This window comes from Mesorhizobium sp. WSM3626 (genome assembly GCF_000513935.1).
Classification (GTDB): Bacteria; Pseudomonadota; Alphaproteobacteria; order Rhizobiales; family Rhizobiaceae; genus Mesorhizobium; species Mesorhizobium salmacidum.
In genome coordinates, this window is the sequence record NZ_AZUY01000038.1 from 38,046 (window position 1) to 63,324 (window position 25,279).

Genomic DNA, 25,279 nt, shown 5'->3' on the forward strand with positions numbered 1-25,279 from the left:
TCATACGATCGTGTCGAAGAGCCGCAGGATGAACGATATCTGGTAGATGAGCGCGGCCGCGACGAAGGCGATGTGGAAGCGGCGGTCGCGCACCAGGATCGCGGCGATGCAGAGCGCGACGAAGACCGGCGTGCGGAACAGATATTCGTTGCCGAAGCGGGCGAAATGCTCCGGACCTTTCAACAGGGTGTCGATGACGTCGAGCAGGTAGCTCCCCGCCAGCAGTCCAAAGAACCAGGCGCGGCGCGAATAGAAGAAATCCTCGTAGCTGGTGTAGTCCAGCATCGAATCTGGAAACAGCAGCGCGCACAGCAGGAACAGCGTGATGGCGTAGAAAATGATGAAAAGGTATTTGCCAAAGGTCCAAGTTTCGATGGCGTAGAGGTCGAACTCCCACCACCAGAAATGCACCAGCATCAACAGCACCGAGGCGACCCAGGCCAGATGCACGGGATAGAGCCGGTATTGGCCGGGATGCTGGACGATGCGCGCCACCCCCGACAGCAGGCGGGCGACGCCAAGTCCGATCACCATGCCCATGACGATGCGGATATGCGGGAAGATGTCGTGGGCGGAGGCTATTTCGGTGGCCATGGATCTTGGGAGAAACGCTGGTGGGGAAAAAGAGGCAGCTAGTCTCGCAGGAAAACATCCATTGAAAGAGGGCCGCCAGGCCAAAATCTCCCATCGAGCGCCTGCTTGGCATTGAACGGTGGCTCACTTGGAAATTGCGATTTCCGCAGGCCGGTTTCCTGAATGGCAATGGGCAACGCGTCTTTGTAGGACTGATCGAAGATTTGAGCGGGATAGCGACGAAGACTCGGACTATCCTTGAGGATACCTTCGACCCAGACACGCTGCTCGGAAATCGACGATTGCCAGTTGTGGCATCTGTGGCCCGGCTGGAATTCCCATTTCAGGAGGTGTGCAATCAACACCCGCATCCGGCTGCGAATTTCTCTCCGGTCACTTCTCCCCAAGCTTTCTATCTCCTCGGCAAGGTTCTCGCGGTCGAGATCGGAGAGACGACCCTCGCGCAGCAACGCACCCTGCTCGGCGCACCACTGGGCGTAGTCTGTTTCATAGGGTGTCATGGCCCTGAGACGGTCAATCCTGTTCATATGCGCATAATGCCCTAAAGCGCGTCGCGTTTAAACGGCTTCTTGGCGCGGGCACCGGTGAGGCTCAAAACAGAAAATACCGTTGTGCCATCGGCAGCACCGTCGCCGGTTCGCAGGTCAGCAACTCGCCGTCGGCGCGAACTTCATAGGTTTCCGGATCGACCTCGATATGCGGCGTGGCGTCGTTGAGCACCATCGAGTGCTTGCCGATGCCGCCGCGCGTGTTCTCGACGGCGACGAACTGCTTGTCGACGCCAAGCCTGCCGCGCAAACCTGATTCGAGCGCGGCCTTCGAAACGAAGGTCACCGACGAATTGGTCCGGGCTTTGCCATAGGCGCCGAACATCGGCCGGTAGTGCATCGGCTGCGGCGTCGGGATCGAGGCGTTGGGGTCGCCCATCGGGGCGGCGGCGATCATGCCGCCGATCAGCACCATGTCCGGCTTGACGCCGAAGAAGGCCGGGTTCCACAGCACCAGGTCGGCGCGTTTGCCGACCGCGATCGAGCCGATCTCCTTCGAGAGGCCGTGGGCGATGGCCGGGTTGATGGTGTATTTGGCGATATAGCGACGGACGCGGAAATTGTCGTTGTCGCCGGTCTCCTGCGGCAGTGACCCGCGCTGGCGCTTCATCTTGTCGGCGGTCTGCCAGGTCCGGATCGCCACCTCGCCGACGCGGCCCATGGCCTGGCTGTCGGACGAGATGATCGAGAAGGCGCCGATGTCGTGCAGGATGTCCTCCGCCGCGATGGTCTCCTTGCGGATGCGGCTTTCGGCGAAAGCGATGTCCTCGGGGATCGACGGCGACAGATGATGGCAGACCATCAGCATGTCGAGATGCTCGGCCAGCGTGTTGACGGTGTAGGGCCGCGTCGGGTTGGTCGAGGACGGGATGACGTTGGGAAGGCCGCAGACCTTGATGATGTCAGGCGCATGGCCACCACCCGCACCTTCGGTGTGGAAGGCATGGATGGTGCGGCCCTTGATCGCCGCCACCGTGTTCTCGACAAACCCGCTCTCGTTGAGCGTGTCGGTGTGGATCATCACCTGCACGTCGTAGTCGTCGGCGACCGACAGGCAGCAGTCGATCGCGGCCGGCGTCGTGCCCCAGTCCTCGTGCAGTTTGAGCGAGCAAGCGCCGCCCAGCACCATTTCCTCGAGTGCGGCGGGCAGCGAGGCGTTGCCTTTACCCGACAGGCCGATATTCATCGGGAAAGCGTCGAAGGACTGGATCATGCGCGCCATGTGCCATGGCCCCGGCGTGCAGGTGGTCGCCAGCGTGCCATGCGCCGGGCCGGTGCCGCCGCCGAGCATGGTGGTGATGCCCGACATCAGCGCTTCCTCGATCTGCTGTGGGCAGATGAAGTGGATATGCGCGTCGAAGCCGCCGGCGGTGAGTATCTTGCCCTCGCCGGCGATGATTTCGGTGCCGGGACCGATGACGATAGTGACGCCATCCTGCGTATCAGGATTGCCGGCCTTGCCTATTGCGGCGATACGGCCATCCCTGAGGCCGATATCGGCCTTGAAGATGCCGGCACTGGCATCGATCACCAGCGCGTTGGTGATGACGGTGTCGACCGCGCCCTGGGCACGGGAAACCTGGCTCTGGCCCATGCCGTCGCGAATGACCTTGCCGCCGCCGAATTTCACCTCCTCGCCATGAATGGTGAAATCCTTCTCGACCTCGATGATCAGCTCGGTGTCGGCAAGCCGCACTCTGTCGCCAACAGTCGGGCCGTACATCTGGGCGTAAGCGGCACGGGTTAGTCTGGCCATCAGCGATTGCTCCCGAAATGCGGTATGATCGAAGCCCGTCTGCACATTGTCGCCATCCAATGGTCACGTAATGACCCGCTGGGCGACACCTTCTGATCCCATTTGGCGGTTGAGGTTGGGACGCCACCCCAAAGCGACCGTTTGCCAAATCGATGGAAGGAAAATCCATGCGCAAAACGATAGTTCTTGCAACCGCCGCCAGCCTGATGCTGGCTGGTGCCGCCAGTGCCCAGCAGCAGCCCGCGCAACAGCCCGCTCCGACCACGCCGGCTCCAGCCGCCCCTGGCGGTCAGCAGGCCGCGCCAGCGATCCAGAGCGTCAACGTCGTCGACATCAGCGAGTTGCCGAAGGACACGCAGACGCAGGTCAACCAGGTGATCGCGCAGCGTGGTGACGCCGGCCTGCAGAAACTGCGCAGTTCGATCGACGCCACCCCCAAGGTGAAATCCGCTCTCCAGGCCAAGGGAATGACCTCGGCTCAGGTGGTCGCGGCCAGCATGGAGCCGAATGGCGCGCTGACCCTGATCACCAAGAAAGCGAGTTAAGGACCCGGCGTGGCGGGCCGGTATCCGGTCCGCCTGCCGAATCATGACGGGAACCGTGGCAGGGCCGGAGTCGTTTCGTTTCCTGAGCGTCGAAACAAACCGCGAAAGTGGACGATGACCGACACCACCTTGCCCGATGCCCGTTGGCTGCACGCCGTTGCCGCGGCTGCGTTTGTCGCGGCGAGCGTTCCCCAGGCCGCGCTGAACGCGCAGGGCCTTCAAAGCCCGGAGACTGTCGACCGGATTGTCGGCTCGCAGGTCAACCAGGAAGAGGCCAAGACGACCGCTGAGATCGGAAAGGTCAATTCGGCGATCGACCGCACGCGCGAAAACATCAGCACGGTGCGCAAGACGTCCAAGCTCGACAAGGTCGATATCGTGTTCCTGACCGACGCGGCGCGCAGCGAGGGCGGCCCGCCGCCGGCCATCGAGAACAAGGTTAGGCAGCATCAGGACGATGTCGCGGAACTGCGCAAGGAGATCGAGGCCAACGCCCTGCTCTACAATGCCATTGAGTCGCGGCGCGTGCTTGCCGATGATGTGCTCGCCGTGGAGTTCGATGATCCCGGAAAGATCGTCATCTATGCGGCCGCCAAGCCGTCGGGCTGAGCGGCGCGCAGTGCTTGCGTTCATGCCTGCTCTGAAGCCGCTCGCCGGCCTTGCGCACCACGCATGAGACACCCTCACAGCTTGCCCATCACCTTCTGCTGGAATCCATAGACCTCGCGCTTGCCGCCGAGCGGTACCAGCGTGACGTCGCGTTCCTGCCCCGGTTCGAAGCGCGTGGCGGTGCCGGCGGCGATGTCGAGGCGCATGCCGCGCGCGCTCTCGCGGTCGAATTTCAGCGCCTCATTGGTTTCGTAGAAATGGTAGTGGCTGCCGACCTGGACCGGCCGGTCGCCGCCGTTGGCCACTTTCAGGATGACGGTCGGCAGACCCTTGTTGAGTTCGATGTCGCCTTGGGCGGGAATGATTTCGCCGGGGATCATGGGACCTCACACAACGCCGAAGGCGAGGCCGACGCCGATCGCCGCGCAGGCGGCACCCGCGATGCGAGCCACACCACGGAATCTCATGCCAACGCCGAGACCAGCGGCGATGCCGATTGCATGAAGCAGCACGGTGGCAACGGCAAAGCCGGCCATATATTCGAGGCCGCCGGCATTTTCCGGCACTTCCATGCCATGCGCATGGCCGTGAAACAGCGCGAACAGGCCGATGATGGCGACACCGGCCGAAACGGGGAGATCGACCGCCAGCGCCACCAGCAGCCCAAGCGCCACGACGGAGGCCAGTATGCCAGGCTCAACGAAGGGCAGCGGCACGTGCAGCATGCCAAATGCGCCGCCGGCCAGCATGACGCCGACGAACGCCGCCGGCCAGGCCCAGATTGCCTTGCCGCCCTTGAGGGCCGCCCAAAGGCCAACAGCGAGCATCACTGTCATATGGTCGAGACCCGATAGCGGATGCGTGAAGCCGACTATAAAGGAGGAGGTCGTGCCGATGCCGACATGGGCGTAGGCGGGCATGGCTGCCGCGACGAGCAGCATCGCCGAGAGGCACAGGCGTTTGACAGGGACCATTTTATCTTGCCTTTCGTTTTGCGGTGTCAGGCGGCCTTGCGCGGACCGCAGCCCTCGGCCTTGAGCACGCGCTTGGTCGAAGCCGGATATTTCTTCAGCATCGCGGCGGGACGGATCGGCCGGGCTGTAAAATCGCCGCCGCAGTTCGGGCAGACGCCGCCAAGCACGTTTTCGACACAGCCCGCGCAGAAGGTGCACTCGAAGGTGCAGATCAACGCATCCTTCGCTTCGGGCGGCAGATCCTTGTCGCAGCATTCGCAGTTCGGGCGCAGCTCCAGCATTTTTCTCTCTCCTCACCGGATCGGTTCGTGCACGGTCACCAGCTTGGTGCCGTCGGGGAATGTCGCTTCCACCTGCACGTCATGGATCATCTCGGCAATGCCTTCCATCACCTGCGCGCGGCTGACGACATGGGCGCCGGCCTCCATCAGCTCGGCCACCGGGCGGCCATCGCGGGCGCCTTCGACGACGAAATCGGTGATCAGCGCGATGGCTTCCGGATGGTTGAGCTTGACGCCGCGCTCGAGCCGCTTGCGCGCCACGATCGCCGCCATGGCGATCAGCAGCTTGTCCTTTTCCCTTGGCGTCAGGTTCATGCGTCTTCCTGAAATGATGCCGACACAGTCACAGTGACCATAATTTGGGCAACCCCGCCCTTCCGTTGAGCAATTCGACGAGCGGGACCAGCCGCTGGCGCAGGTGGTAGCCGTCCCTGGCGTAAAGCCTCGCAAGAAGCTTGCCAGATGTCTTCACGGTCCAGACGCTGGCGCCACCCCGGTCGCCAATGATCTCCCGAACCGGGTCGAGCACGGCTTCCGCGCGCGGCGACACCAGCAGCAGCGTAGCCACGGCGATCGCGCCACCTGATATCGCCGGACGGGCCAGGATGTCGGCGATGGCAGGTCCGATGCGGAAATCCTCGGCATGGATGAGGGTTCCTTCCCTGCGAACACGCCAGCGGTCGCGAAAAGTGCCCTGTGCGGCACGTTCGCCCATGGCCAGGCGGCCGAAGACAGTGGCTTCCAGCACCAGCGCCTCGGCTCCGGCCGCGAGTTCGACATCAAGCGTACGGGCAAAGGCGGCGCGGTCGAAGACGATGGTTTCCTGCGGCAGCCAGGCGATGCTGCCGTTCGCACCGACGGTCAGCTTGACCCGCACTTCGGCATGGTCCGACGCGGCGCGATAGACTTTTTCGCAGGCCTGGGTAGTTATCGCGGCGCTGGCATTCGCGCCGACATCGACATCCCAGCCGATGCGGTCGCCGCCGGTCAGCCCGCCGGCGGTGTTGATTAGGACGGCCTCCAGCGGGCCGGCTGGAACGGCCGGCAGCCTTATCTTGGCGGAGCCGTCCTGATAGAGGCGCCGCAGCCGCGTGCGTCCGTCGATGCTGGCGCAACCAAGCTGCGCCTTGCCCGCCGCGCGCTGGGCCGGTTGACCTGAGAACTTCGTATTTTCGATCGTATCCACGCCATCAGGTTAAGCACTGTGGCGCTTTTGTCGACATATAGCTTGTTGCTTGATGACGTTTCCGTTTCTATAGAGGGAACCACCTTGGTACGGTCAGGCGACGCTTGGCGGGGGTAGAAGGCGAAGATCGCGACCTGATATCGAGGACAAGAAGGCGCTGTTCAGCGTCGGAAACGACAAGTGGGGAAGAAACCGAATGGCTGACCAGCTGGCAACGGACATCATCGAGAAGATCAAGGCCCATGCCGAGCCGGGCGGCGAGGAAATCACCACCACGACCGAATTGACGGCGCTCGGCATCCATTCGCTGGAGCTGACCGAGATTATCTTCGACCTCGAGGAGCAATATGGCATCGAGATCGAGATGAACACGGTCGATGCCTGGAGCAATCTGAAGAATGTCGGCGACATGGTCGAGGCCGTTCGCGCGCTGATCGCGAAAAAAGCCTGACCGAATGCTGAAGCGCGTCGTCATTACCGGCATCGGCGGGCTGTGCGGATTGGGCACCGATGCGCAGGCAATCTGGGCCGAGATGCGGGCCGGCCGGTCGGCGATCGGCCCGATCGACAATCCCTTCCTGCACGACCTGAAGGTCAAGACCGGCTGCGAAATCAAGGCGCTGCCGGATCACGGCATCGAGCGCAAGCAACTGGTGTCGATGGATCGCTTCAGCCTCTTGGCGGTGATCGCGGCGAAAGAAGCCATGCGGCAGTCCGGATTGATCCCGCATGCGGACAATACCTATCGGATGGGAACCATTGTCGGTGTTGGCGTCTGCGGGTTCGAGACGGTCGAGGAGAACTATCGCGCCATCCTGATCGAGGGCAAGAATCGCGCCGGCATCTTCACCGTTCCCAGGGTCATGCCGGGTGCCGCCGCCGGCCAGGTCAGCATGCATCTGGGTTTGCGCGGACCGGTGTTCGGCGTCACTTCGGCCTGTTCGTCGGCCAATCATGCCATCGCCTCGGCGGTCGACCAGATCAGGCTCGGCCGCGCCGACGTCATGGTGGCCGGCGGCACCGATGCGCCGCTGGTGTGGGGCGTGCTGAAGGGCTGGGAGGCGCTGCGCGTGCTTTCGCCCGACACGTGCAGGCCGTTCTCGGCCGACCGCCAGGGGCTGGTGCTGGGCGAAGGCGCCGGCATGGCGGTTCTGGAAAGCTACGAACACGCGATGGCGCGCGGCGCCACCATTTTGGCCGAGATTGCCGGCGCGGGCCTTTCGGCCGATGCCTCCGATATCGTCGCGCCGACCGTCGAGGGCCCGGAAGCCGCGATGCGTTTCTGCCTGGCCGATGCCGGACTCAATCCCGAGGATGTCGATTACCTCAACGCGCACGGCACCGGCACCAAGGCCAACGACCAGATCGAAACCCTCGCGATCAAGCGCGTCTTCGGCGATCATGCGCAGGCGCTCTCCGTGTCCTCGACCAAGTCGATGCACGCGCATTGCCTCGGCGCCTCGGGCGGGCTGGAGATGATCGCCTGCGTCATGGCGATCCGCGAAGGCGTCGTGCCGCCGACGGCGAATTACCGCGAGGCCGATCCCGACTGCGATCTCGACGTGACGCCGAATGTCGCGCGCGAGCGCAAGGTGCGCGCCGCCATCAGCAACGGCTTTGCCTTCGGCGGCACCAATGCGGTGCTGGCCTTCAAGGCCATCTAATCCGGGCGGTCATTACCTACCTTCGGGCGGTTACCACCGTCCCGGGCGGTTCGGATCGATTGACTGTCCGTGCATGGTGAAGCGTCGCCGCATATTGATCCGGCCGCGCCGCAGCCCTAATTCTTGCCCGACCCCGCCGACACCGCGCCGCTTGGCGAAAATCCCCCTCAGGAGTTCTCGATGGCCGATTTGTCCGCCTTTCCGATCGCAACCCGTTGGCCGGCCAAGCATCCGGACCAGATCCAGCTCTATTCGGCAACGACGCCGAACGGAGTGAAGATATCGATCGCGCTGGAGGAACTCGGCCTGCCCTATGAGCCGCATCTGATCAACATCGGCAAGAACGAGAGCTGGACGCCGGAATTCCTGTCGCTCAATCCCAACGGCAAGATTCCGGCGATCATCGATCCCAACGGCCCGGACGGCAAGCCGATCGGCCTGTTCGAATCCGGTGCGATCCTGCTCTACCTCGCTGAAAAGACCGGCCTGCTCATCCCAGCGGATGCAGCGCGGCGCTACGAGACGATCCAATGGGTCTTCTTCCAGATGGCGGCGGTCGGGCCGATGTTCGGCCAGGTCGGTTTCTTCCACAAATTCGCCGGCCGAGAAATCGCCGACAAGCGGCCGCTGGAGCGTTACCGCGACGAATCGCGCCGCCTGCTCGGCGTTCTCGACGTCAGGCTGAAGGGCCGCAAGTGGATCATGGACAATGACTATACCATCGCCGACATCTCGCTGCTCGGCTGGGTGCGCAACCTGATCGGCTTTTACGAGGCGCGCGATCTGGTCGGCTTCGATGATTTCGCCAATCTGGCAGCGTGGCTCGAGCGCGGCCTGGCGCGGCCAGCGGTGCAGAAGGGCCTGACCATTCCGGCGCGGAGCTGAACCTCGGGCCCTTGGGGAAGCGCGTCTCTACTTTGCTTTCGCCTTGGGTCCGCCCCTGCCAACCACGGAGGCGGCAAGAGACGCCACACCCCGGGCCGTGGCCACCACCGCTCCGGCGGCAACATTGGCTGCGGCGCGAACCTTCGAGCCGCCGCTGGCGGCCGGCTTCTTCGGGTGGGCGGACTTGGCGGCCGCTTTCGACGCGCTACCTGGCACGACTTTTTTCGGCGGCGCCTTGCCGAAGGCCTTTGTATCCTTGGAGCGCTGGGCGACCGCCGGGCCGGCCCCGGCCGTAGATTGCGGCGCCTTCGGTTGGGCTGACTTGCCCCTGGGCTTTTTTGCCTTGGTTGCCATCGGACGGAATCCCTCTTCTGGCATGATTGCCTGATCGGGATAACGTCTTGTAAGTCTTAAGGTTCCCGCCGAAAAATACTGAAAATTAAACAGGTTAATCGAGCTTAACCGGGTTCACCAATGACCAGGTCGGCCGCCCGGCGCCGTGCCAGCACCCGTTCGATGTTGGGCATGTCGTTGGAGGCGATCCAGGCGCGCGCATCCGCCTCGGAACGGCCATGCTCGTGCCAGCGTTCCATCAGGCGGCGTTCGAGCTCATTGCGCGGCACGTCGACGAAGATCGAGAAATCGAACAGCGGTGCCAGGCGCGACCACGGCTCCTCGTCGAGCAGCAGGTAATTGCCTTCGACCAGGATGAACTTGGTCTCGGCACCGACGATCGCCGCGGCGGCGCGCGACAATTCCATGCCGCGGTCGAAGACGGGAATGGCGATCTCGGCCTCGCCGGCGCGGATGCGCTTCAAAAGCGCCTCGAAGCCGTCGAAGTCGAACGTCTCGGGCGCGCCCTTTCGCGCGCGCAGGCCGCGCGCGTTGAGCACGATGTCGTCATAGTGGAAGCCGTCCATGGGCACGACTTCCACCGCGCCTTCCGGCAAAAGGTCATGCAGGCTTGCCGATAGTGTCGACTTGCCGGCGCCCGGCGGTCCGGCAATGGCGACGATGAAGCGCTTCGCCTTGCCGGCGCGCTTGAAGATGGTGGCGGCGAGGTGGGCGATTTCGGACATTTTTTTGGCTCCTTCCGCAGGATTTGGACGCATCTTGTCGGCAGTCGCACGAGATTTCAAATCGCGATTTGCACGATTTAGAGCGAACAATTGTGGAAGTCAGCGCTGGCGAGTGCGATTAATCCCTTACGGCTTTGCCCTTCAGCTTGCCGGTGGCAGGCCGATACGCAGGAATTCGCTGTCGAACGGGACCTCCGATGCCGCGGCGCCAGCCAGCCGCAGGCGGCCATCCGCCGTGGTGATCTCCCGCGGGGGCTCGCCGCCCGACAGCGGCAACGCACCGATGACATGGCGGAACGAGACGCCGCGGCGCTCGCCGAGCGCGAATGCCGTCGCCACGCCCTCGCGCTTCAGCCAGTTGTCGCCGAGCGAGGCGGCGTGGCCAATCGCGGTGCGCCCATCCTCGATGCCGAGCACGCCGAGATGGCGGCCGCTCCACGGCGCGTAGTCGCGCCCGCCATTGCTGAACCACAGCATGGTGACCGGCAGTTCGGCCGGGTTCTTGAGCACCAGCACCAGATCGTCTTCGGCGTGGCGCGCAAGTGCTGTCCAGCCCGGGCCGCCATGGTCGGCCTCGACCAGGGTGAGGAAGTCCTCGCGCCGATCCTCCATGCGGTAGTCCGTGAGATCGAGCGTACCGCCGCCGGCAGCAGGAAAATGGTCGAGATCGGACGACCGCGCCGGATACGCGAGCATAAAGCGGCCGCGCGCGGGGTCCGGCTCCAGCGGATCGGCTGGCGTGGCGGCAAACCGCTTCGGCGAGAAAGCCAGCCTGCCGCCGCCTTTCATCGCCGTCATCGGGTGATGGGCGACCGAGATCGCGCCGGATCCGCCGGAAAATACATGTTCCTGATAGAGGAAAGGATGGTCGTCGCGCAGCGTGAGAATCTTGTCGACGCTGGCGCCCATCACCTTGTGCCGCAGGCGGAAGATGGCGCGCCAGCCGCCAGCCGTGGCGCCGCTGTCCACCACATCCCAGGCGCTGTTGGCCGGCCAGCCATGCAGCGGCGCCTCCTCGACATCGCTGCGCGAAAACGGCGCGCAGAGAAAGTCGCCAGAGAGCCGGACGGTGCCCTGCGGCAGGTCTGGAGGCAGCGTCTCGTTTGCGTCGACCCAGGGTGCGCGGTGCAGTGGCCGCAATTGGCGCCCGCCGCTCTCGATTGTCATGTCGGCGATGTGGCCGACCGTGAGATCGAGCGAAACCGAAATGCCCCTGGCGTTGATCGTGACTGTATCCATGGCGTTCTCACCCGAATCTGACGGTGCCAACAAGAACCCGTTCGGCGCACCGCGCAAGCGCGCGGGCGCGCATTTTGCATCAGATTTGCGTCCACCTTCCTACACGCCGAAGGTGCCAGCCCTATTGCCGCTTGTAGTCCCGTACCGGCGATTTTGTCCCGTCGGTATAGGTCACCTGCACCGACATCGACTTCACGCTGTCGGCGACCTTGAAATAGGGCCGGAAATCACTGGGGACGGCGTAGGGATCCTTGGCATTGCAAGGCGGCATGGGAAGCGCCTTGTCGAGCGTGGCGCCGTTCAGGCTGTAATGCACCTCCTTGATGGCGCAGCGGTAGGACAGCATCTGCGTGAAATAGACCAGCCCATGATTGCCGCTGGCGTCGAAGGCGATCCACGACGTCCAGAACTGGTCGAGGATCTGCTTGTTGCCCTGTTGCAGGGCGGCATCCGGATCGAAGCGGATGTCGAACGGGCCGGTCTCGCGGCCCCTGATGTCGAGATATTTGATCCCGATCGTGGTTGCCGCCGTGCTGTCGGGCAATTCAAAACTCGGATTGGGCATCGGCTTGCCGGTGCGTTGGTCGTTGAGCGCCAGCAGGCCGGTGTCGGTGAAGGGGCCGGTGCCGCCAAGACGCCAGGATATCGCGGTCGCCGGCTCGGGCAGCGAAATCGTCATCGACCAGCCCTGGTTGGAGCGCATCGGCGTCAGCGAAGGCGCGAAGCGGGCGGGGTCGAGCACGTCGCCAAGGGCCGCCAGCCGGCTGCGGCCGCGCTCCAGCCAGTCGGCAAGCTGGGTCTGGTCGACGAAATATTTGAGCAGCCCACCTTCTTTTTCGTAGGAGACGAATTTGATCAGCGCCTGGGCTTCGCTGCGCTTGTCGGCCAGCGTCTGGCTGCCCAGCCGATCTTCCGAAAACTCCTGCGCCTGGAGGTAATAGGCCGGCGCGAAGTCCGGATTGGCCGATATGAAGGCGCTGAGCTTATCGGGCCGCTGCGCATCGTCGAACTGCATGATGTGCACCAGCTTGATCGACAGCGCCTTGCCCTTGTCGGCCAGTTGGCCGAACACTTCGCGGGCGCCGGCCTTGCCGTCCTGGACCCTGAGCAGCGTGGCAAAGCGCGCGTAGGGATCGATGGCATCGACATCGAAGCCGGCAAAAGCGAGGTAGGAGCGCCGCGCGTTGAGCATGTCGCCCGACAGCTCATAGACACGGGCATTGTGGTAGAACTCGTCCGGCCGCTTCGGCTCGGCGATGGCGCCGCCTTGCGCGGCCAGGGTGGCAAACCCCTTTGCGATCGTGTCGATCGAGGCGGCGATCTGCTCGGTCGTCGCCAGCAGCTTTTCGGCCTGGGCCACTTGCTGTTTTTGGCCGGCTGCGAGCGTTTCCGTGGTCTGCTTGACCGCTTCAACGGTCTGCTGCGTCTCGACCCCTTGCGCGGTCTGCTGCTGCTGGGCGGACGCGATCTGATCGAATTTCCGGGCAACCGTGTCGGTCGATTTCTTGACCTCTTCGACGGTCTTCTGCGTTTGCGTGACCGTCTGCTCGATCTTCGCCACCTTTTCGGCGACGATGCCCATCGACTGCTGCAGTTGCGCGATCGCCGGCACCAGGCCGGCGATGATGCCGTTCTGCGAATTGGTCTCCTTCTGCACGGCGTAGATGCCGCCGGCAACCGCCGCCGCACTTGTGGCGAACACCAGCGCCGGCAGAGCCTTGGCCGCCAGCACGAGCCTGAGCACGATGGCAATGGCGATGATGACGGCCGCGATCGAGGCAACCAGCGCGATATAAGCGGCGAACGGCGCCAGCGGATTGAGGATGTCGGAAACGGCGCCGCCGATGAAAGCGATGCTGCCGGCCCATTTGCCGGTGCGGCTGAGCGATGCCCTGATCAATGACGGCGCGGCGCCAGCCCCAATGTCAGCCATTTTGCAAGCCCCCAAGCCCCAGATGCCACGCTCCTTCCCACGGGAAACGCGGCTTTGGCAAGGAAAGACAGAAAACGGGGCGATTTCGGGGCGAATGAGCGGCCTTTGAAGCTTGGTTTCCTCCCGCCTTTGGCAGGGGCGAGGAAACATGCCCCGCCGGCACTCGACATTACCAGGGCTAACCGCCATTAACCAAATGGACGCATCCGCCGCGTTACGTTAGCTTCGCCTTATCTCAGCAACAGCATCGCCAGAACAGTTCAGCCCTTGTCCTTCCCGCGTCTCTTTCCGCTCCTCCAGAAAATCCTGGCTGTCCTCACCCTGGCGGCCATGGCTGCCGGCTGCTCGACCATAACCCCGCCGGACTCCGTGCTGGCCGTGCCGGCGCCGCCGCAGAAATACGCGGCCATCGTCGTCGATGGACGGAGCGGCAAGCAGCTGTTCGAGGTTAACTCGACGGCGCAGCGCTATCCGGCCTCGCTGACCAAGATGATGACGCTCTATCTGCTGTTCGAGGCGATGGAAACCGGCCGCGTCACCAAGGAGACGCAGATCCCGGTTTCCGACCACGCAGCCTCGCAGCCGCCGACCAAGATGCGTTTCCGGCGCGGCGAGACGATCGATGTCGATTCCGCCATCCGCGCCATCGTCGTCAAATCCGCCAATGACGTGGCGGTGGCGGTGGGCGAATATCTTGGCGGCTCGGAAGACCAGTTCGCCGCCATGATGACATCCAAGGCGCGCCAGCTCGGCATGAGCAGCACCACCTTCCGCAATGCGTCGGGCCTGCCCGACGACGGCCAGATGACGACCGCGCACGACATGGCGGTGCTCGGCATGTCGTTGCAGCGGCGCTTCCCGCAGCATTTCCACTATTTCTCCGAAAGCGACTTCATGTTCCGCGGCAGGCTGGTGCGCGGCCACAACGACATGCTCGGCCGCGTGCGCGGCGTCAACGGCATCAAGACCGGCTACATCAGGGCTTCCGGCTTCAACATCGTCACCTCCTACGATGCCGACGGCCGCCAGCTGATCGTGGTGGTGATGGGCGCCGACAGCGCCCGCCAGCGCAACGACCATGTCGAAGCGCTGATCCAGCGCAGCCTGTCGCCCACCATGGCCGACACCAAGACCAGGCTGATGTTCGCCGAACAGCAGTGAGGTGAGGGGCCTCCCCATCTCTTCGTCATCCAAAAGACCCGCAGCCGGCTATCGTCTTGCGACTGTCACGCAATCGTGCGGAAGACGTGGCATAGGCTGAGAAATCCGACAGTGGATATGCCCCGCCGCCATGGCGTATTCTAAACCAAGCACGACAGCAGGAGCCCATCATGAGCACCGTTCCCAAGGCATCCGAGCAGAAGTCGGCCGACAATGAGAACGACAGCGGCGGCGAGTATTTCGAGTCGCCGACCACGCAGGAGGATTTGCACGAGGTTTCCGACGAGCATTTCGACACGCCAGAAGTGCCGGACTCCGAACCATCAGGCCCCGGCGCATCGCGGCTGAAGCCGAAGAAAAAGCCGTCGGCGATCTCAGGCCGCAAGTTCCGCAAGCGCGACCTTGTGCGCATCGACACGCTGCGCCCGAGCCTCGCCGACCGCATCCATGCAGACCACCCGGACCTACCCAAGGGCGCGCGCATCAGCCGCGAGGAGCTCGGCCGATATCGCATGCGCTACATGGAGGAGCTGCTGCAGCAGGAGCACGGCGAATTCTCCGAGCTCGACCGCCAGGTGGTGGAATCGATCGCCCGGCAAGACACGATTTCGGAAAACAGTGAAGAAGAATTCGAGGAGCACCGGACGTTCGCCGACCGCGTGTCCGACGGCATGGCCGCCTTTGGCGGCAGCTGGTGGTTCCTGATCTCGTTCGGCAGCGTGCTTCTGGTGTGGATCGGCATCAACCTGTTCGAGGGCACGACCGGCGCCTTCGATCCCTACCCCTTCATCCTGCTCAACCTCCTGCTCTCCTGCATCGCCGCCATCCAGGCGCCGATCATCATGATGAGCCAGAAGCGCCAGGAGGTGAAAGACCGCCTGCGCTCCTTCAACGACTACCGCGTCAACCTCAAGGCCGAGCTCGAAGTGCGCCACCTGCACGAAAAACTCGACTACCTCATCTCGCGCCAATGGACGCGGCTGGCCGAGATGCAGCAGATGCAGCTCGATGCGATGCATGAGCTGGCGAGTGCGAAGAAGGCAAAGCGGGCGACGCGCGCACGGCGGCCGGTGAAGAGCCCGGCGGGAGCGTGAGGGTGGTGGCGCGCAGCGCACTTCTCCTGGAATTGCCTTAGTACTCAATCGAGCTCGATCCAAGCTGGCGCATGATCGCTTGGCTTCTCCCACCCGCGCAACTCGACGTCCACACCGGCATTGCGGAGTTTGTCCGAAAGGGAAGGGCTCACGAGCAGATGGTCCATTCGGAGGCCGGAGCTTCGATCGTAGCCGCCCCGGTATGAGAAGTTCCAGTAGGTGTAGATGCCCTTCTCGGGATGGATGCGCCGGACGGCATCGATCCAACCATTCCCGAGCATTTCGGCGTAGGCTTGCCGGCTCTCCGGAAAGTACACGGCGTCCCCTAGCCATCGTTGGGGCACGACGGCGTCGATTGCGGTTGGAACGACGTTGTAGTCGCCGCAGAGAATGCTAGCGCCGTCTGTGACCAGCAGCCGGCCGTAGCTAATCAGGCGATCGAACCAGCGGAGCTTGTAGTCGAATTTTGGACCTGGCGCCGGGTTGCCGTTGGGCAGGTAGAGACAACCCACGACAAGCCCATTCACCTCGGCCTCGATGTAGCGGCTGTGCGTGTCGTCTGGATCCCCGGGCAGCCCGCGCCGACGTTCCAGTGGTTCTGCCCCCCGAGCGAGAATAGCTACCCCGTTGTAAGATTTCTGGCCGTGCCAGATTGCGCCGTAACCGACGCCCCTGATCGCGTCGGCAGGGAACTTGTCGTCGGATGTCTTGAGCTCTTGAAGGCAGACAATGTCGTACGCGGTTTCACCCAGCCATTTGAGCAGCACGGGCAGGCGGCCGTTGACGCCGTTCACATTGAAGGTTGCGATGCGGGTCATTTGAACTTTCCGTAGGCTAGGCCGCGCCTCTCAACGCCGGGCGGGTCACTACGATCCCGGTCTAAGTGCAAAATCGGGAGGTTCAACGGAACCGGATGCAGTTGTTTCTTGGCGTCTGACGATCCAATGCCTCAGTCCAATGCCTCAGTCAAATCGACCCAAGCTGGCGCCGTGAGCAACTCGCAAAGGGCGTCCACCGAAGCAGCCGGGGAGCCAATGGGCAGCTCCGCGTCGGCCACCATGGAAAAGGCCGCCCCAACCGAATGCAAATGGAACAGCCTTCTCATGGCATGGCGGTGTTAATAGGCTTTTTTGGACGCCGCGGTCTTCGCGGTGTGCTTCTTGTGCTTTACCGGGCACTTGTGCTTCTTGGTCGGCTTGCAAGCCTTCCTGGCCACAACGCTGTTCTGGTGCGGCTTCGCAGCCGTTGCCGTCTTGGTCATCGTGGTCGTTGCGGTCGCAGCTGGAGCGGTCGTCTTGGTGGCGGCGGCGGTGCCGGGAACCGGCATCGACAAAGCCAGGGCAACGGCGAGACCGAGGGCGGAGAGAAGGGACTTTTTCATGGTTTTTTCTCCTTGCTATGCAGGTCGGTTTTCACTGCATCGGGATCGATCGGCGTCACGCCAAGCAGCTTCACGGCGTTTGCGAGCATTCGGATTCCCTGTGCCTGCTTCTTGTTGGCGCAGAACCGGTTTCCCTTTCTTTGCAGTGCCTTCGCCGCGGTGACCTGCCTTGACGCGGCATGGGTTTCGAGAGCTTCGTCAACTTGGCGGCTGAGATTGGTGCAGCGCTCGGTTCGGGTCGCCGCAACCTTTGCCTCGCCAGCTTCGACCGGACCGGTGGCGAGCGAAATGCCGAGCAACGCACTCATCAAGCTGATCGAGAACCTTTGCATCGCTTGTCGCCAATCCGAACAAGTGCCGCGGGTGCGGCAGCCGATGAAACCCTCTCCAGCCAATTCTACGCCCGAACGATTTCTGGAATTTTTCTGGTTTATTTCTGAATTGTGTCTGAGGCTGCGCGCGCGCTTCGCCCCGCGTAAGAACGGAACATTGGGGCATCGGGGAGTGTTGGGAAGTCTTTCGAAAGGGTCCGCCCTGATCGCCTCGGGTGCGGCAACTTTCGCATGACTCTGGCATAAATTCGCCGCACCTCGGCAAGCATCACCCGCCTCCGAGTCCAGGCTCGGGCATCCCAGTTTCGCCGGCGCCGCCTCTACTGCTTGGCGGCGGCTTCCAGGTAGGCGATCACATTGGCGATGTCGGCATCGTTCGGGAGCCCGGCGAAGGGCATCTTGTTGCCGGGCACCTTTGTCTTCGGCGACTTGATGTATTCAGCGATATTGGCCTCGTCCCAGACCAGCCCGCCTGCACCCGCCTTCTTCATCGCGTCGGAATATTTGGCCTGGAAGCTCGGCAGCGAACCTGCCTTTCGGCCGATGACGCCGTGCAAGGAGGGACCGATCTTGTCCTTGTCGGTCGCCGCTTCATGGCAGACCATGCATTTGGTGAAGATCTTCTTGCCGGCATCGGCATCGCCCGCTGCAAAGGCCGGAATGGTCGCGATAAATGAAATTGCAAGAACGGCCGCGGTCAGTCTCATGGCATTCTCCTCCCTCAAATCGGCGCTGTCCGCACCGTGGATGCGATCGCATGTCGCCCGAAAGTAACCTTGGTTTTGGGACAGCGACATGCACAAGGCTAAAATTAGCGGGTTGCATGGCTACTTTTCGACGCCACGCGCTACAATGCCGCGCAGGGTAACGCATCACGCCGTATTTAGGTTGCAGATCGGGCCGCCGAACGCGACAAGGCCTGGGAACAATGCTATGATCCCGGCGGTGCAGGTCGCGGTTTCGCGTGGCCAGTCACGCAGACGGCAGCACCGAAAGCCGCGACCGAACCGGGCCCGATCCTGGAGGAATGGTCATGGCAAATTTCCATGTCTACGCAGCAGGCACCGGCAGCAAGCTCGAACATCCCGCTATCCGCCGGATAGGGGTTGCGGATGTTTTTGACGCGCTTCGCCGGGGATTTGACGATTTTTGGGAAAAACCCTCGCACTACGTCTTTTTATGCCTGATCTATCCGGTTGCCGGTATCGTACTGATCACCTGGAGCTCCGGCGGCAACGCGCTTCAGCTCGTCTACCCACTGATGACCGGCTTCGCGCTTCTGGGCCCCTTCGCCGCGCTTGGCCTCTACGAGATCAGCCGCCGGCGCGAACAGCAACTCGACGCGTCGTGGCGACATGCCTTCGACGTCCGAAAATCGCCCGCCATGCCGGCTATCGCCGCTCTCGGGGTCATGCTGGTGGTGCTGTTCATCGCCTGGCTGGTAACCGCGCGCGCGCTCTATGGGTACCTCTATGGCGACGCCGCGCCGGCATCGTTCTTCAGCTTTATCGCAGATGTGCTGACCACGCAGCGCGGCTGGACGCTGATCATTCTGGGCAACCTCATCGGCTTTCTGTTTGCCCTTGTCGTGCTCAGCACCACGGTCGTCGCCTTCCCGCTGCTGCTCGACCGCGACATCGGCGCCTACGCGGCTGTCGAGACTTCGGCGCGAGCGGTCATGACGAACCCCGTGCCGTTGCTGCTGTGGGGTCTCATCGTCGCCGTTGCACTGGGTCTCGGCTCGCTGCCGCTGCTCGTCGGGCTGGCCGTGGTCCTGCCCGTGCTCGGCCATTCGACCTGGCACCTTTACCGCAAGCTGATCGAACCGATGCCAGCCCCTGCTCCTGCCCCAGCCAAGGCAAAAACACGCAAAGGGAGCTGACCCGACTTGCCCGATGCATGCGCGCAAGGGTGACGCGGCAATGACATGCACAAAATAGAGGCGGCGTCGTCTTGCCGCCGATTGCTCGACGAAGGAGAGGCGCCCACCCTGTAAAGAGGCGGGCGCTCTTGTTCACGCCGGATGGCTGAAGCGAGCGACCCGCGCATCCCTCAGCAGATTGCGGAAGTCGCCGCCCGTGACATGCACCAGGGTCTTGTGATCGCCGGCTTCGAAATAGACATCGTCTTCCGCGCCAAAGCTTTCGTCGAGAATGACCGGCACGCCATAGGCGGCGCCCAAGGGCGGCACGGCGCCAATGTCGCAATCGCTGAACACCTCGCCGATTTCATCTTCGGAAGCGAGGCCCAGCCGTCTGTCGACCACGTCTTGCAACGTGTTGAACTCGACCCGGTGGCTGCTCGGAACCACCGCCAGCGCATAGCCCATCTCGTGATGGACCAGCACCGATTTGGCGAGTCGTCGGCCCGGAACATGAGCTGCCTGCGCCGTCTGGCTGCTGGTCGAGGTTCGGTGGTGGGCAACGGTATCGTAGGCGATGCCCTTGCCGGCAATATAGTCCTGGAGTTTCCTTGCGATCGTCATCGTAGGCGCCTTTCTGTTGGAGGTGGGGACGCGTCAGAGAACGTGGCACCCATTGTCCTCCCGTCATTTTTCCTGTCAACGAAGAAACGCGATCCGGCGAGCCGTCTATGGCCCCATGCCGAATGACAAGACACGGGTCAGCTCGGTGTAGCCGGACTCCAGAACCATGATCCACACGAACACCAGGATCAGCAGCGGCGGCACCAGGATCGCATAGGCAAGCGCCAGCCGCTCCCAGGCCATGTGCATGAACACGGCGACGATCAGCCCTGCCTTGAGCATCATGAAGGTGAGGATCAGGCCCCATCTGAGATAGCCCTGGAGGCCGAAATAGTCGATGCTGTAGGAGCCGGCGCTGAGGACGAACAGCCAGCCCCAGACGACGAGATAAAGCCTGATCGGGTGCTGCTGGCCTTCCGCGTGCCCCACCGCCTGGGCGGGAGCGGCGTGTCCTTGCAGCCCGTGTTCGCGCGCTTCTGCCTGTGCCATCGCTCCACCTCACCAAAGATAGAAGAATGCGAAGATGAACACCCACACCAGGTCGACGAAGTGCCAGTAGAGCCCCATGATCTCGACGCTCTCGTACTGGCCGCGCCGGCTGGTGAAGAACCCGCGCGCGCCGGCTTCGAAGTCGCCGCGCCACACCTTGCGCGCGGTGATCAACAGGAAGATCACTCCGATGGTGACATGGGTGCCGTGGAACCCGGTGATCATGAAGAAGGATGAACCGAATTGCACGGCGCCCCAGGGATTTCCCCAGGGCCGCACGCCCTCGGTGATGAGCTTCGTCCATTCGAACGCCTGCATGCCGACGAAGGTCGCGCCGAGCGCGGCGGTGACGAGCATCAGCACCGCCGTCTTCCTGCGATCGTGCCGGTAGCCGAAATTGACCGCCATCGCCATCGTGCCGCTCGACGAGATCAGGACGAAAGTCATGATCGCGATCAGGATCAGCGGAATGTCGCTGCCGAACAGATGCAGCGCGAAAACCTCGCTCGGGTTGGGCCAAGGCACCGTCGTCGACATACGCGCGGTCATGTAGGACAACAGGAAGCAGCCAAAGATGAACGTGTCGCTGAGCAGGAAGATCCACATCATGGCCTTGCCCCAGGAGACGTTCTTGAACGCCCTCTGGTCGGACGACCAGTCGGCCGCGATGCCGCGCAGGCCCGGCGGCCGCGGAGCGACCGGTGCGGCGTGTTCCAGCGTGGTCTCGGCCATGAGCATTTCCTCCTTCGGTACGGCCCGTCGCGCGGCCGTCTAGGTCAAGAGCCCCCGGCAGATGTCGATCACGTTATCCGCCCAGCCCATGAGCACGCAGAAAAGCACCAGCCAGACGGCAAGCAGGATGTGCCAGTATATGGCGCAGAGCTCGGTCGACAGAACGAGGCTTCCGGACCGGGCGCCTTGCCATGCGCGCACATTGACCCGGCCGAGCGCCACCAATCCGCCGATGATGTGAAGGCCGTGCATCGCGGTCAGCAGATAGAAGAAGCTGGCGGCAGGGTTCTCTGTCGCGAAATAGCCTTCGGCGGCGAAATCGCGCCAGGCGAGCAATTGCCCGGCCAGGAAAGCCACCGATGCCAGGGCGCCGGCGAGAAGGGCGAGCCGGAGATTGTCCAGTCGGGCTTTGTGCGCGGCAGACACCGCGCCTTGCAGCGCCAAGCTCGCCAGCACCAGCATGGCGGTGTTGAGCCACAGCAGCTTCGGGGCTGGAGCGGCCTGCCAGTCGGCATAGTCCATGCGCATGACATAGGCGCTGATCATGAGCGCGAAGAGCGCGCCGACCACGGCAAGGAACACGCCGAGCCCGATCTTGGCCGGATGCATGAGCGACGCTTCCGTCTGCGGAAACGCCGTGACCGGCCCGGCCTCGAGCCACGGCTTGGACATCAGCCGCTGGCGCGACAGCCACCAGCCGACAACGCCGGTTACGGCTACCAGCAAGATCAGGATCACGATCATGCGGGACCGCCTTGCGTCAATGGGCGCGGATCGTTCTGTGCAATGAAGTCTTCCGGCGCGCCGGGCACGCTATAGTCGTAGGCCCAGCGGTAGACCACCGGCAGCTCCTTGCCGAAATTGCCGTGCGGCGGCGGCGTGCCGGCCGTCTGCCACTCGAGCGTCGTCGCCCGCCACGGATTGTCGCCTGCCGGCCGCCCATGGCGAATGCTCCACAGCAGGTTGAACAGGAACACCATCTGGGCGAAGCCGACGACCAGCGCGGCCACGGTGATGAACGCGTTCAGCGTATGCACCGAAGGCGGGACGAAGGCCGTATCGCCGAGTTCGGGATAGCGGCGCGGCACGCCGACCAGCCCGACATAGTGCATCGGGAAGAAGATCAGGTAGGTACCGATGAAGGTCACCCAGAAGTGGAAGCGGCCCATCGCCTCGTTGAGCATCCGGCCGGTGATCTTGGGGTACCAATGATAGATCGCACCGAATACCACCATGATGGGCGCCACGCCCATCACCATGTGAAAATGCGCGACGACGAACATCGTATCCGACAGCGGCACGTCGACCACCACATTGCCGAGGAACAGCCCGGTCAGCCCGCCATTGACGAAGGTGACGATGAAAGAGAGCGCAAACAGCATCGGGATGGTCAGGTGGATGTCGCCGCGCCACAATGTCAGCACCCAATTGTAGACCTTGATGGCGGTGGGGATGGCGATGATCAGCGTGGTGGTGGCGAAGAAGAAGCCGAAATAGGGATGCATGCCCGAGACATACATGTGGTGCGCCCAGACGACGAAGGAGAGCGCGCCGATGCTGACGATCGCCCACACCATCATGCGATAGCCGAAGATGTTCTTGCGCGCATGCGTGCTGATGAGGTCGGAGACGATGCCGAAGGCGGGCAGCGCCACGATGTAGACTTCAGGATGGCCGAAGAACCAGAACAGGTGCTGGAACATGATCGGGCTGCCGCCATCGTGCGGCAGCGGGTTGGCGCCCATTTCCACGATCGCCGGCATGAAGAAACTCGAGCCGATCGCGCGGTCGAACAGCATCATGACGCAGGCCACGAAGAGCGCCGGAAAGGCCAGCAGCGCCATGACCGTGGCTGTGAAAATACCCCAGACGGTCAGCGGCAGGCGCATCAGCGTCATGCCGCGCGTGCGACCCTGAAGCACGGTCACCACATAGTTGAGGCCGCCCATGGTGAAACCGATGATGAACAGGATCAGCGACACGAGCATCAGGATGATGCCCCAATCCTGCCCGCCGGGCGTGCCCGAGGTGATGGCCTGCGGCGGATAGAGCGTCCAACCGGCGCCTGTCGGTCCACCCGGCGCAAAGAAGCTGCCGACGAGCACCAAAACGGCAAGCAGATAGATCCAGTAGCTCAGCATGTTGACATAGGGAAACACCATGTCGCGTGCGCCGACCATCAACGGAATGAGGTAATTGCCGAAGCCGCCAAGGAACAGCGCGGTCAGGAGGTAGATCACCATGATCATGCCGTGCATGGTCATGAATTGATAATACATGTCCGGCGAGATGGACGCGAAAGTGTCGGGAAAACCAAGCTTCAGGCGCATCAGCCAGGACAGCACCAGCGCGACGAGCCCGATGGACAGCGCGGTGCCGGCATATTGGATGGCGATGACCTTGGCGTCTTGTGAAAAGACGTATCTCGTCCACCAGCTGTGCGGGTGATAGAGTTCCACCTCCGCCACTTCCGCGGCCGGAATGAAGTCTGCTCCATGAGGCGTGACGTCAACCATCCCTGAACCTCTCCGCTCGTTCCGGTCCTCCTCGGGGCCGGTTTCATCAATGCCTTACTCTGCCTTCGCCTGTGCCGTCGCCGGTGCGGCAAGCACGCCCACCTTGGCGGGTGCCGACATCTGGGCAAAGGTCGACTGCTGCTGCAGCCAGGCCAGATAATCCTCCGGGGTGTCGACCTTCACGACGCCACGCATGAAGGCGTGACCGACGCCGCAAAGCTCGGCGCAAAGAACTTCGAAACTCCCTGTCTTAGTGGGGGTGAACCAGAAATAGGTGACGGTGCCGGGAACCATGTCCATCTTGGCGCGGAACTCCGGCACGTAGAAATCATGCAGCACGTCGATCGAGCGCAGCAACACCTTAACCGGCTTGCCGATCGGCAGATGCAGATCGGTCGCCACGACGACGACATCGTCCTGACCGTTCGGGTCCTGTGGGTTGATGCCAAGCGGGTTCTCGGAACCGATGAGCCGGGCGTTCGAGGTGCCAAGCTTGCCGTCCGCGCCAGGCAGGCGGAAGCTCCATTGCCATTGCTGCGCAACGACCTCGATCTCGGTCGCGTCCTTGGGAACGGTGACGAACTGGCTCCACACGAACAGCCCAGGCGCCAGCAATGCCGCGACGCCGACAGCGGTGACCACGGTCAGCCAGGATTCGAGCCTCCTGCTTTCGGGCTCGTAGTGCGCCTTCTGCCCTTCCTTGTGCCGGAAGCGGTACACGCAATATGCCATGAACAGCACGACAGCGGAGAAGACCGTCCCGGTGATCCAGAATGTGATGACGAGAGTGCTGTCGATATAGCCCCAGTTGGAGGCTATAGGCGTCCACCACCAAGGGCTCAGCACATGGAACAGCACCGAGCCGACGACAATCAGAACGAGTACGAGCACAACGGCCACCCTCGGTTCCTCCCGGCGTTCCGAGGGACTCTGTCCCGCAGGAAGGCCGCGCTCATTATGCGCGACTTACTTCGGAAATACTAGGGGAGGTGGCTGGCGGGAGGAACGTCATACTTCGCAGGGGCGACGCGCGCGCGGCGGACGGTGAAGAGCGAGGCGGGGCAGCGAGGGACAGCGCGGATTGACCGGAAGAAGCGGGCCGCGGCGCGCTCGGAAGGCTCGGGGTTCCTCGCCCCCGCGGAGTGGGGTTCCGAAGGACGGGCGAGACCCGTGCCTCGCCGGCAGGTGGCTCGGCGAAGCGGACACGAAGGGGCGAGCGCCATACGCGGCAGAGTCCTCGCCTTACGAGGGGAAATCTCCAATCCTCAATTGCCCGTTGAAGCCCGCGCCCGCTTCCGCTAAGAAGCCGTGACTTGCCGGTTCACTGGCTGGTTCGTTTTCTGGACCCTTCTCCTGAAAGCACCCGTAGCTCAGCTGGATAGAGCGCTGCCCTCCGAAGGCAGAGGTCACAGGTTCGAATCCTGTCGGGTGCGCCAATTTCAAGCGGTCCATAGGTTACGGTTTATACCGGAGACATGGGTAACACTTTTGGCCCGAACGGGTTTTGGAGTGGTTCGAGCCTGCATGTCTCATCGTCGAAATATCCCAAATCGTAGTCCATGAAGCTGGCCAGCCAGATGTGATCCTCGACCTGTTTGATGCCGACGGTCTGGCCGGCGAAGACGAGGCTGAGATTGATCTTCTTTCTGTTATAGCAGATGCGGCCGCAGGTGGTGACGGTGACGGCCTTGTCGTGAAACGGATAATCGAGATCGGGCAGGCCGGCATAGGGCCGCGTTGAGGGTGCGTAACGCTCTGCCGGGCAGTCCATGCCGAGCGCCTGGTGGGGGCGTTCA

31 protein-coding genes, 1 tRNA gene and 1 pseudogene are annotated in these 25,279 nt (G+C 63.0%); 10 read left to right on the forward strand and 23 right to left on the reverse strand.

Annotated elements, in window-relative coordinates:
* From M653_RS0122800 to ureC, 3 genes are all read right to left on the reverse strand, one after another.
* Positions 1 to 594, reverse strand: coding sequence for a hypothetical protein (locus M653_RS0122800; protein ID WP_027145423.1), 594 nt, complete (start codon positions 592 to 594; stop codon positions 1 to 3).
* Between the two features lie 38 nt (positions 595 to 632).
* The gene (locus tag M653_RS0122805; protein WP_027145424.1) at positions 633 to 1,121 is read right to left on the reverse strand and encodes a DUF29 domain-containing protein; all 489 of its coding nucleotides are present in this window, start codon (positions 1,119 to 1,121) and stop codon (positions 633 to 635) included.
* A 64-nt stretch (positions 1,122 to 1,185) separates the two neighbouring features.
* A complete protein-coding gene (gene ureC / locus M653_RS0122810) occupies positions 1,186 to 2,901 on the reverse strand; it encodes an urease subunit alpha (RefSeq protein WP_198028822.1) in 1,716 nt (571 codons plus the stop codon).
* 164 nt (positions 2,902 to 3,065) lie between these two features.
* Between ureC and M653_RS0122815 the strand changes: the two genes are divergently transcribed.
* Both M653_RS0122815 and M653_RS0122820 read left to right on the forward strand, forming a co-directional pair.
* Positions 3,066 to 3,443 carry a hypothetical protein gene (locus M653_RS0122815; RefSeq protein ID WP_027145426.1) on the forward strand — a complete coding sequence of 126 codons (378 nt, stop codon included), beginning with the start codon at positions 3,066 to 3,068 and terminating at the stop codon, positions 3,441 to 3,443.
* Positions 3,444 to 3,557: 114 nt separating this feature from the next.
* Entirely contained in the window at positions 3,558 to 4,052 is a 495-nt protein-coding gene (locus tag M653_RS0122820; RefSeq protein ID WP_027145427.1) for a hypothetical protein, read from the forward strand.
* Between the two features lie 74 nt (positions 4,053 to 4,126).
* On the opposite strand, the gene M653_RS0122825 is transcribed toward M653_RS0122820, so the two are convergent.
* From M653_RS0122825 to M653_RS0122845, 5 genes are read right to left on the reverse strand one after another with little or no spacing between them, the layout of a single operon-like run.
* Positions 4,127 to 4,432 (reverse strand): urease subunit beta, encoded by a 306-nt coding sequence (locus tag M653_RS0122825; RefSeq protein WP_027145428.1) that lies wholly within the window; start codon positions 4,430 to 4,432, stop codon positions 4,127 to 4,129.
* 6 nt (positions 4,433 to 4,438) lie between these two features.
* Positions 4,439 to 5,026 (reverse strand): HupE/UreJ family protein, encoded by a 588-nt coding sequence (locus M653_RS0122830; RefSeq protein ID WP_027145429.1) that lies wholly within the window; start codon positions 5,024 to 5,026, stop codon positions 4,439 to 4,441.
* 26 nt (positions 5,027 to 5,052) lie between these two features.
* Positions 5,053 to 5,307, reverse strand: coding sequence for a DUF1272 domain-containing protein (locus M653_RS0122835; RefSeq protein ID WP_027145430.1), 255 nt, complete (start codon positions 5,305 to 5,307; stop codon positions 5,053 to 5,055).
* A gap of 12 nt (positions 5,308 to 5,319) precedes the next feature.
* Entirely contained in the window at positions 5,320 to 5,622 is a 303-nt protein-coding gene (locus tag M653_RS0122840; protein ID WP_015314510.1) for an urease subunit gamma, read from the reverse strand.
* Between the two features lie 28 nt (positions 5,623 to 5,650).
* Positions 5,651 to 6,493, reverse strand: a complete 843-nt coding sequence (locus M653_RS0122845; RefSeq protein WP_027145431.1) for an urease accessory protein UreD — start codon at positions 6,491 to 6,493, stop codon at positions 5,651 to 5,653.
* Between the two features lie 196 nt (positions 6,494 to 6,689).
* Between M653_RS0122845 and M653_RS0122850 the strand changes: the two genes are divergently transcribed.
* The 3 genes from M653_RS0122850 to M653_RS0122860 all read left to right on the forward strand — a co-directional run bounded on the left by M653_RS0122850 (position 6,690) and on the right by M653_RS0122860 (position 9,042).
* On the forward strand, positions 6,690 to 6,944 hold the full coding sequence (locus tag M653_RS0122850) for an acyl carrier protein (protein ID WP_027145432.1): 255 nt from the start codon (positions 6,690 to 6,692) through the stop codon (positions 6,942 to 6,944).
* Positions 6,945 to 6,948: 4 nt separating this feature from the next.
* Positions 6,949 to 8,157, forward strand: a complete 1,209-nt coding sequence (locus M653_RS0122855) for a beta-ketoacyl-[acyl-carrier-protein] synthase family protein (protein WP_027145433.1) — start codon at positions 6,949 to 6,951, stop codon at positions 8,155 to 8,157.
* A 180-nt stretch (positions 8,158 to 8,337) separates the two neighbouring features.
* Positions 8,338 to 9,042, forward strand: a complete 705-nt coding sequence (locus tag M653_RS0122860; RefSeq protein ID WP_027145434.1) for a glutathione S-transferase N-terminal domain-containing protein — start codon at positions 8,338 to 8,340, stop codon at positions 9,040 to 9,042.
* Between the two features lie 27 nt (positions 9,043 to 9,069).
* Here M653_RS0122860 and M653_RS0122865 read toward each other — a convergent pair whose 3' ends face one another.
* The 4 genes from M653_RS0122865 to M653_RS0122880 form a co-directional block, all read right to left on the reverse strand.
* Complete coding sequence (locus M653_RS0122865) at positions 9,070 to 9,396, reverse strand: hypothetical protein (RefSeq protein ID WP_027145435.1); 327 nt, start codon at positions 9,394 to 9,396, stop codon at positions 9,070 to 9,072.
* Positions 9,397 to 9,500: 104 nt separating this feature from the next.
* The gene (locus M653_RS0122870) at positions 9,501 to 10,121 is read right to left on the reverse strand and encodes a nucleoside triphosphate hydrolase (protein ID WP_027145436.1); all 621 of its coding nucleotides are present in this window, start codon (positions 10,119 to 10,121) and stop codon (positions 9,501 to 9,503) included.
* A gap of 141 nt (positions 10,122 to 10,262) precedes the next feature.
* On the reverse strand, positions 10,263 to 11,360 hold the full coding sequence (locus M653_RS0122875; RefSeq protein WP_027145437.1) for a hypothetical protein: 1,098 nt from the start codon (positions 11,358 to 11,360) through the stop codon (positions 10,263 to 10,265).
* A gap of 121 nt (positions 11,361 to 11,481) precedes the next feature.
* Positions 11,482 to 13,293, reverse strand: a complete 1,812-nt coding sequence (locus M653_RS0122880) for a chemotaxis protein (protein ID WP_027145438.1) — start codon at positions 13,291 to 13,293, stop codon at positions 11,482 to 11,484.
* A 267-nt stretch (positions 13,294 to 13,560) separates the two neighbouring features.
* On the opposite strand from M653_RS0122880, the gene M653_RS0122885 reads away from it, so the two are divergent.
* Both M653_RS0122885 and M653_RS0122890 read left to right on the forward strand, forming a co-directional pair.
* Positions 13,561 to 14,454, forward strand: coding sequence for a D-alanyl-D-alanine carboxypeptidase family protein (locus tag M653_RS0122885; protein ID WP_027145439.1), 894 nt, complete (start codon positions 13,561 to 13,563; stop codon positions 14,452 to 14,454).
* Between the two features lie 170 nt (positions 14,455 to 14,624).
* Positions 14,625 to 15,548, forward strand: coding sequence for a DUF1003 domain-containing protein (locus M653_RS0122890; RefSeq protein WP_027145440.1), 924 nt, complete (start codon positions 14,625 to 14,627; stop codon positions 15,546 to 15,548).
* A 44-nt stretch (positions 15,549 to 15,592) separates the two neighbouring features.
* Here M653_RS0122890 and xth read toward each other — a convergent pair whose 3' ends face one another.
* From xth to M653_RS01000000133275, 3 genes are all read right to left on the reverse strand, one after another.
* Complete coding sequence (xth, locus tag M653_RS0122895; RefSeq protein WP_027145441.1) at positions 15,593 to 16,366, reverse strand: exodeoxyribonuclease III; 774 nt, start codon at positions 16,364 to 16,366, stop codon at positions 15,593 to 15,595.
* A 299-nt stretch (positions 16,367 to 16,665) separates the two neighbouring features.
* Entirely contained in the window at positions 16,666 to 16,929 is a 264-nt protein-coding gene (locus M653_RS01000000133270) for a hypothetical protein (protein ID WP_051442775.1), read from the reverse strand.
* On the reverse strand, positions 16,926 to 17,261 hold the full coding sequence (locus M653_RS01000000133275) for a hypothetical protein (protein ID WP_051442776.1): 336 nt from the start codon (positions 17,259 to 17,261) through the stop codon (positions 16,926 to 16,928). Before M653_RS01000000133275 ends, M653_RS01000000133270 begins: the two co-directional genes overlap by 4 nt.
* On the opposite strand from M653_RS01000000133275, the gene M653_RS1000000137380 reads away from it, so the two are divergent.
* Entirely contained in the window at positions 17,218 to 17,496 is a 279-nt protein-coding gene (locus M653_RS1000000137380) for a hypothetical protein (protein WP_198028823.1), read from the forward strand. The genes M653_RS01000000133275 and M653_RS1000000137380 overlap by 44 nt on opposite strands.
* An 85-nt stretch (positions 17,497 to 17,581) precedes the next feature.
* On the opposite strand, the gene M653_RS0122915 is transcribed toward M653_RS1000000137380, so the two are convergent.
* A complete protein-coding gene (locus M653_RS0122915; RefSeq protein WP_027145442.1) occupies positions 17,582 to 17,968 on the reverse strand; it encodes a cytochrome c family protein in 387 nt (128 codons plus the stop codon).
* A gap of 326 nt (positions 17,969 to 18,294) precedes the next feature.
* On the opposite strand from M653_RS0122915, the gene M653_RS01000000133280 reads away from it, so the two are divergent.
* Positions 18,295 to 19,143, forward strand: a complete 849-nt coding sequence (locus M653_RS01000000133280) for a DUF2189 domain-containing protein (protein ID WP_051442777.1) — start codon at positions 18,295 to 18,297, stop codon at positions 19,141 to 19,143.
* Between the two features lie 132 nt (positions 19,144 to 19,275).
* Here M653_RS01000000133280 and M653_RS0122925 read toward each other — a convergent pair whose 3' ends face one another.
* The 6 genes from M653_RS0122925 to M653_RS01000000133285 all read right to left on the reverse strand — a co-directional run bounded on the left by M653_RS0122925 (position 19,276) and on the right by M653_RS01000000133285 (position 24,383).
* The gene (locus M653_RS0122925) at positions 19,276 to 19,746 is read right to left on the reverse strand and encodes an aminoacyl-tRNA deacylase (RefSeq protein WP_027145443.1); all 471 of its coding nucleotides are present in this window, start codon (positions 19,744 to 19,746) and stop codon (positions 19,276 to 19,278) included.
* A 105-nt stretch (positions 19,747 to 19,851) separates the two neighbouring features.
* Positions 19,852 to 20,235, reverse strand: a complete 384-nt coding sequence (locus M653_RS0122930) for a cytochrome C oxidase subunit IV family protein (protein WP_027145444.1) — start codon at positions 20,233 to 20,235, stop codon at positions 19,852 to 19,854.
* Positions 20,236 to 20,244: 9 nt separating this feature from the next.
* Positions 20,245 to 20,967 carry a heme-copper oxidase subunit III family protein gene (locus tag M653_RS0122935; protein WP_027145445.1) on the reverse strand — a complete coding sequence of 241 codons (723 nt, stop codon included), beginning with the start codon at positions 20,965 to 20,967 and terminating at the stop codon, positions 20,245 to 20,247.
* A 39-nt stretch (positions 20,968 to 21,006) separates the two neighbouring features.
* Positions 21,007 to 21,711 (reverse strand): cytochrome c oxidase subunit 3, encoded by a 705-nt coding sequence (locus tag M653_RS0122940; RefSeq protein ID WP_027145446.1) that lies wholly within the window; start codon positions 21,709 to 21,711, stop codon positions 21,007 to 21,009.
* Complete coding sequence (locus tag M653_RS0122945) at positions 21,708 to 23,483, reverse strand: cbb3-type cytochrome c oxidase subunit I (RefSeq protein WP_027145447.1); 1,776 nt, start codon at positions 23,481 to 23,483, stop codon at positions 21,708 to 21,710. Before M653_RS0122945 ends, M653_RS0122940 begins: the two co-directional genes overlap by 4 nt.
* A gap of 54 nt (positions 23,484 to 23,537) precedes the next feature.
* The gene (locus tag M653_RS01000000133285; RefSeq protein WP_032935846.1) at positions 23,538 to 24,383 is read right to left on the reverse strand and encodes a cytochrome c oxidase subunit II; all 846 of its coding nucleotides are present in this window, start codon (positions 24,381 to 24,383) and stop codon (positions 23,538 to 23,540) included.
* 459 nt (positions 24,384 to 24,842) lie between these two features.
* Between M653_RS01000000133285 and M653_RS0122955 the strand changes: the two genes are divergently transcribed.
* Positions 24,843 to 24,919, forward strand: a tRNA-Arg gene (locus M653_RS0122955).
* A 26-nt stretch (positions 24,920 to 24,945) separates the two neighbouring features.
* Here the strand turns inward: M653_RS0122955 and M653_RS0122960 are convergent.
* Positions 24,946 to 25,279: pseudogene (locus tag M653_RS0122960) on the reverse strand (integrase); the annotation flags it as partial.

Coding starts and splice junctions, on each gene's coding strand:
- M653_RS0122800 (WP_027145423.1), bottom strand. CDS start 594: ATGGCCACCGAAATAGCCTCCGCCCACGACATCTTCCCGCATATCCGC.
- M653_RS0122805 (WP_027145424.1), bottom strand. CDS start 1,121: ATGAACAGGATTGACCGTCTCAGGGCCATGACACCCTATGAAACAGAC.
- M653_RS0122815 (WP_027145426.1), top strand. CDS start 3,066: ATGCGCAAAACGATAGTTCTTGCAACCGCCGCCAGCCTGATGCTGGCT.
- M653_RS0122820 (WP_027145427.1), top strand. CDS start 3,558: ATGACCGACACCACCTTGCCCGATGCCCGTTGGCTGCACGCCGTTGCC.
- M653_RS0122825 (WP_027145428.1), bottom strand. CDS start 4,432: ATGATCCCCGGCGAAATCATTCCCGCCCAAGGCGACATCGAACTCAAC.
- M653_RS0122830 (WP_027145429.1), bottom strand. CDS start 5,026: ATGGTCCCTGTCAAACGCCTGTGCCTCTCGGCGATGCTGCTCGTCGCG.
- M653_RS0122835 (WP_027145430.1), bottom strand. CDS start 5,307: ATGCTGGAGCTGCGCCCGAACTGCGAATGCTGCGACAAGGATCTGCCG.
- M653_RS0122840 (WP_015314510.1), bottom strand. CDS start 5,622: ATGAACCTGACGCCAAGGGAAAAGGACAAGCTGCTGATCGCCATGGCG.
- M653_RS0122850 (WP_027145432.1), top strand. CDS start 6,690: ATGGCTGACCAGCTGGCAACGGACATCATCGAGAAGATCAAGGCCCAT.
- M653_RS0122855 (WP_027145433.1), top strand. CDS start 6,949: ATGCTGAAGCGCGTCGTCATTACCGGCATCGGCGGGCTGTGCGGATTG.
- M653_RS0122860 (WP_027145434.1), top strand. CDS start 8,338: ATGGCCGATTTGTCCGCCTTTCCGATCGCAACCCGTTGGCCGGCCAAG.
- M653_RS0122865 (WP_027145435.1), bottom strand. CDS start 9,396: ATGGCAACCAAGGCAAAAAAGCCCAGGGGCAAGTCAGCCCAACCGAAG.
- M653_RS0122870 (WP_027145436.1), bottom strand. CDS start 10,121: ATGTCCGAAATCGCCCACCTCGCCGCCACCATCTTCAAGCGCGCCGGC.
- M653_RS0122875 (WP_027145437.1), bottom strand. CDS start 11,360: ATGGATACAGTCACGATCAACGCCAGGGGCATTTCGGTTTCGCTCGAT.
- M653_RS0122880 (WP_027145438.1), bottom strand. CDS start 13,293: ATGGCTGACATTGGGGCTGGCGCCGCGCCGTCATTGATCAGGGCATCG.
- M653_RS0122890 (WP_027145440.1), top strand. CDS start 14,625: ATGAGCACCGTTCCCAAGGCATCCGAGCAGAAGTCGGCCGACAATGAG.
- xth (WP_027145441.1), bottom strand. CDS start 16,366: ATGACCCGCATCGCAACCTTCAATGTGAACGGCGTCAACGGCCGCCTG.
- M653_RS01000000133270 (WP_051442775.1), bottom strand. CDS start 16,929: ATGAAAAAGTCCCTTCTCTCCGCCCTCGGTCTCGCCGTTGCCCTGGCT.
- M653_RS1000000137380 (WP_198028823.1), top strand. CDS start 17,218: ATGCCGAGCAACGCACTCATCAAGCTGATCGAGAACCTTTGCATCGCT.
- M653_RS01000000133275 (WP_051442776.1), bottom strand. CDS start 17,261: ATGCAAAGGTTCTCGATCAGCTTGATGAGTGCGTTGCTCGGCATTTCG.
- M653_RS0122915 (WP_027145442.1), bottom strand. CDS start 17,968: ATGAGACTGACCGCGGCCGTTCTTGCAATTTCATTTATCGCGACCATT.
- M653_RS01000000133280 (WP_051442777.1), top strand. CDS start 18,295: ATGGCAAATTTCCATGTCTACGCAGCAGGCACCGGCAGCAAGCTCGAA.
- M653_RS0122925 (WP_027145443.1), bottom strand. CDS start 19,746: ATGACGATCGCAAGGAAACTCCAGGACTATATTGCCGGCAAGGGCATC.
- M653_RS0122930 (WP_027145444.1), bottom strand. CDS start 20,235: ATGGCACAGGCAGAAGCGCGCGAACACGGGCTGCAAGGACACGCCGCT.
- M653_RS0122935 (WP_027145445.1), bottom strand. CDS start 20,967: ATGGCCGAGACCACGCTGGAACACGCCGCACCGGTCGCTCCGCGGCCG.
- M653_RS0122940 (WP_027145446.1), bottom strand. CDS start 21,711: ATGATCGTGATCCTGATCTTGCTGGTAGCCGTAACCGGCGTTGTCGGC.
- M653_RS0122945 (WP_027145447.1), bottom strand. CDS start 23,483: ATGGTTGACGTCACGCCTCATGGAGCAGACTTCATTCCGGCCGCGGAA.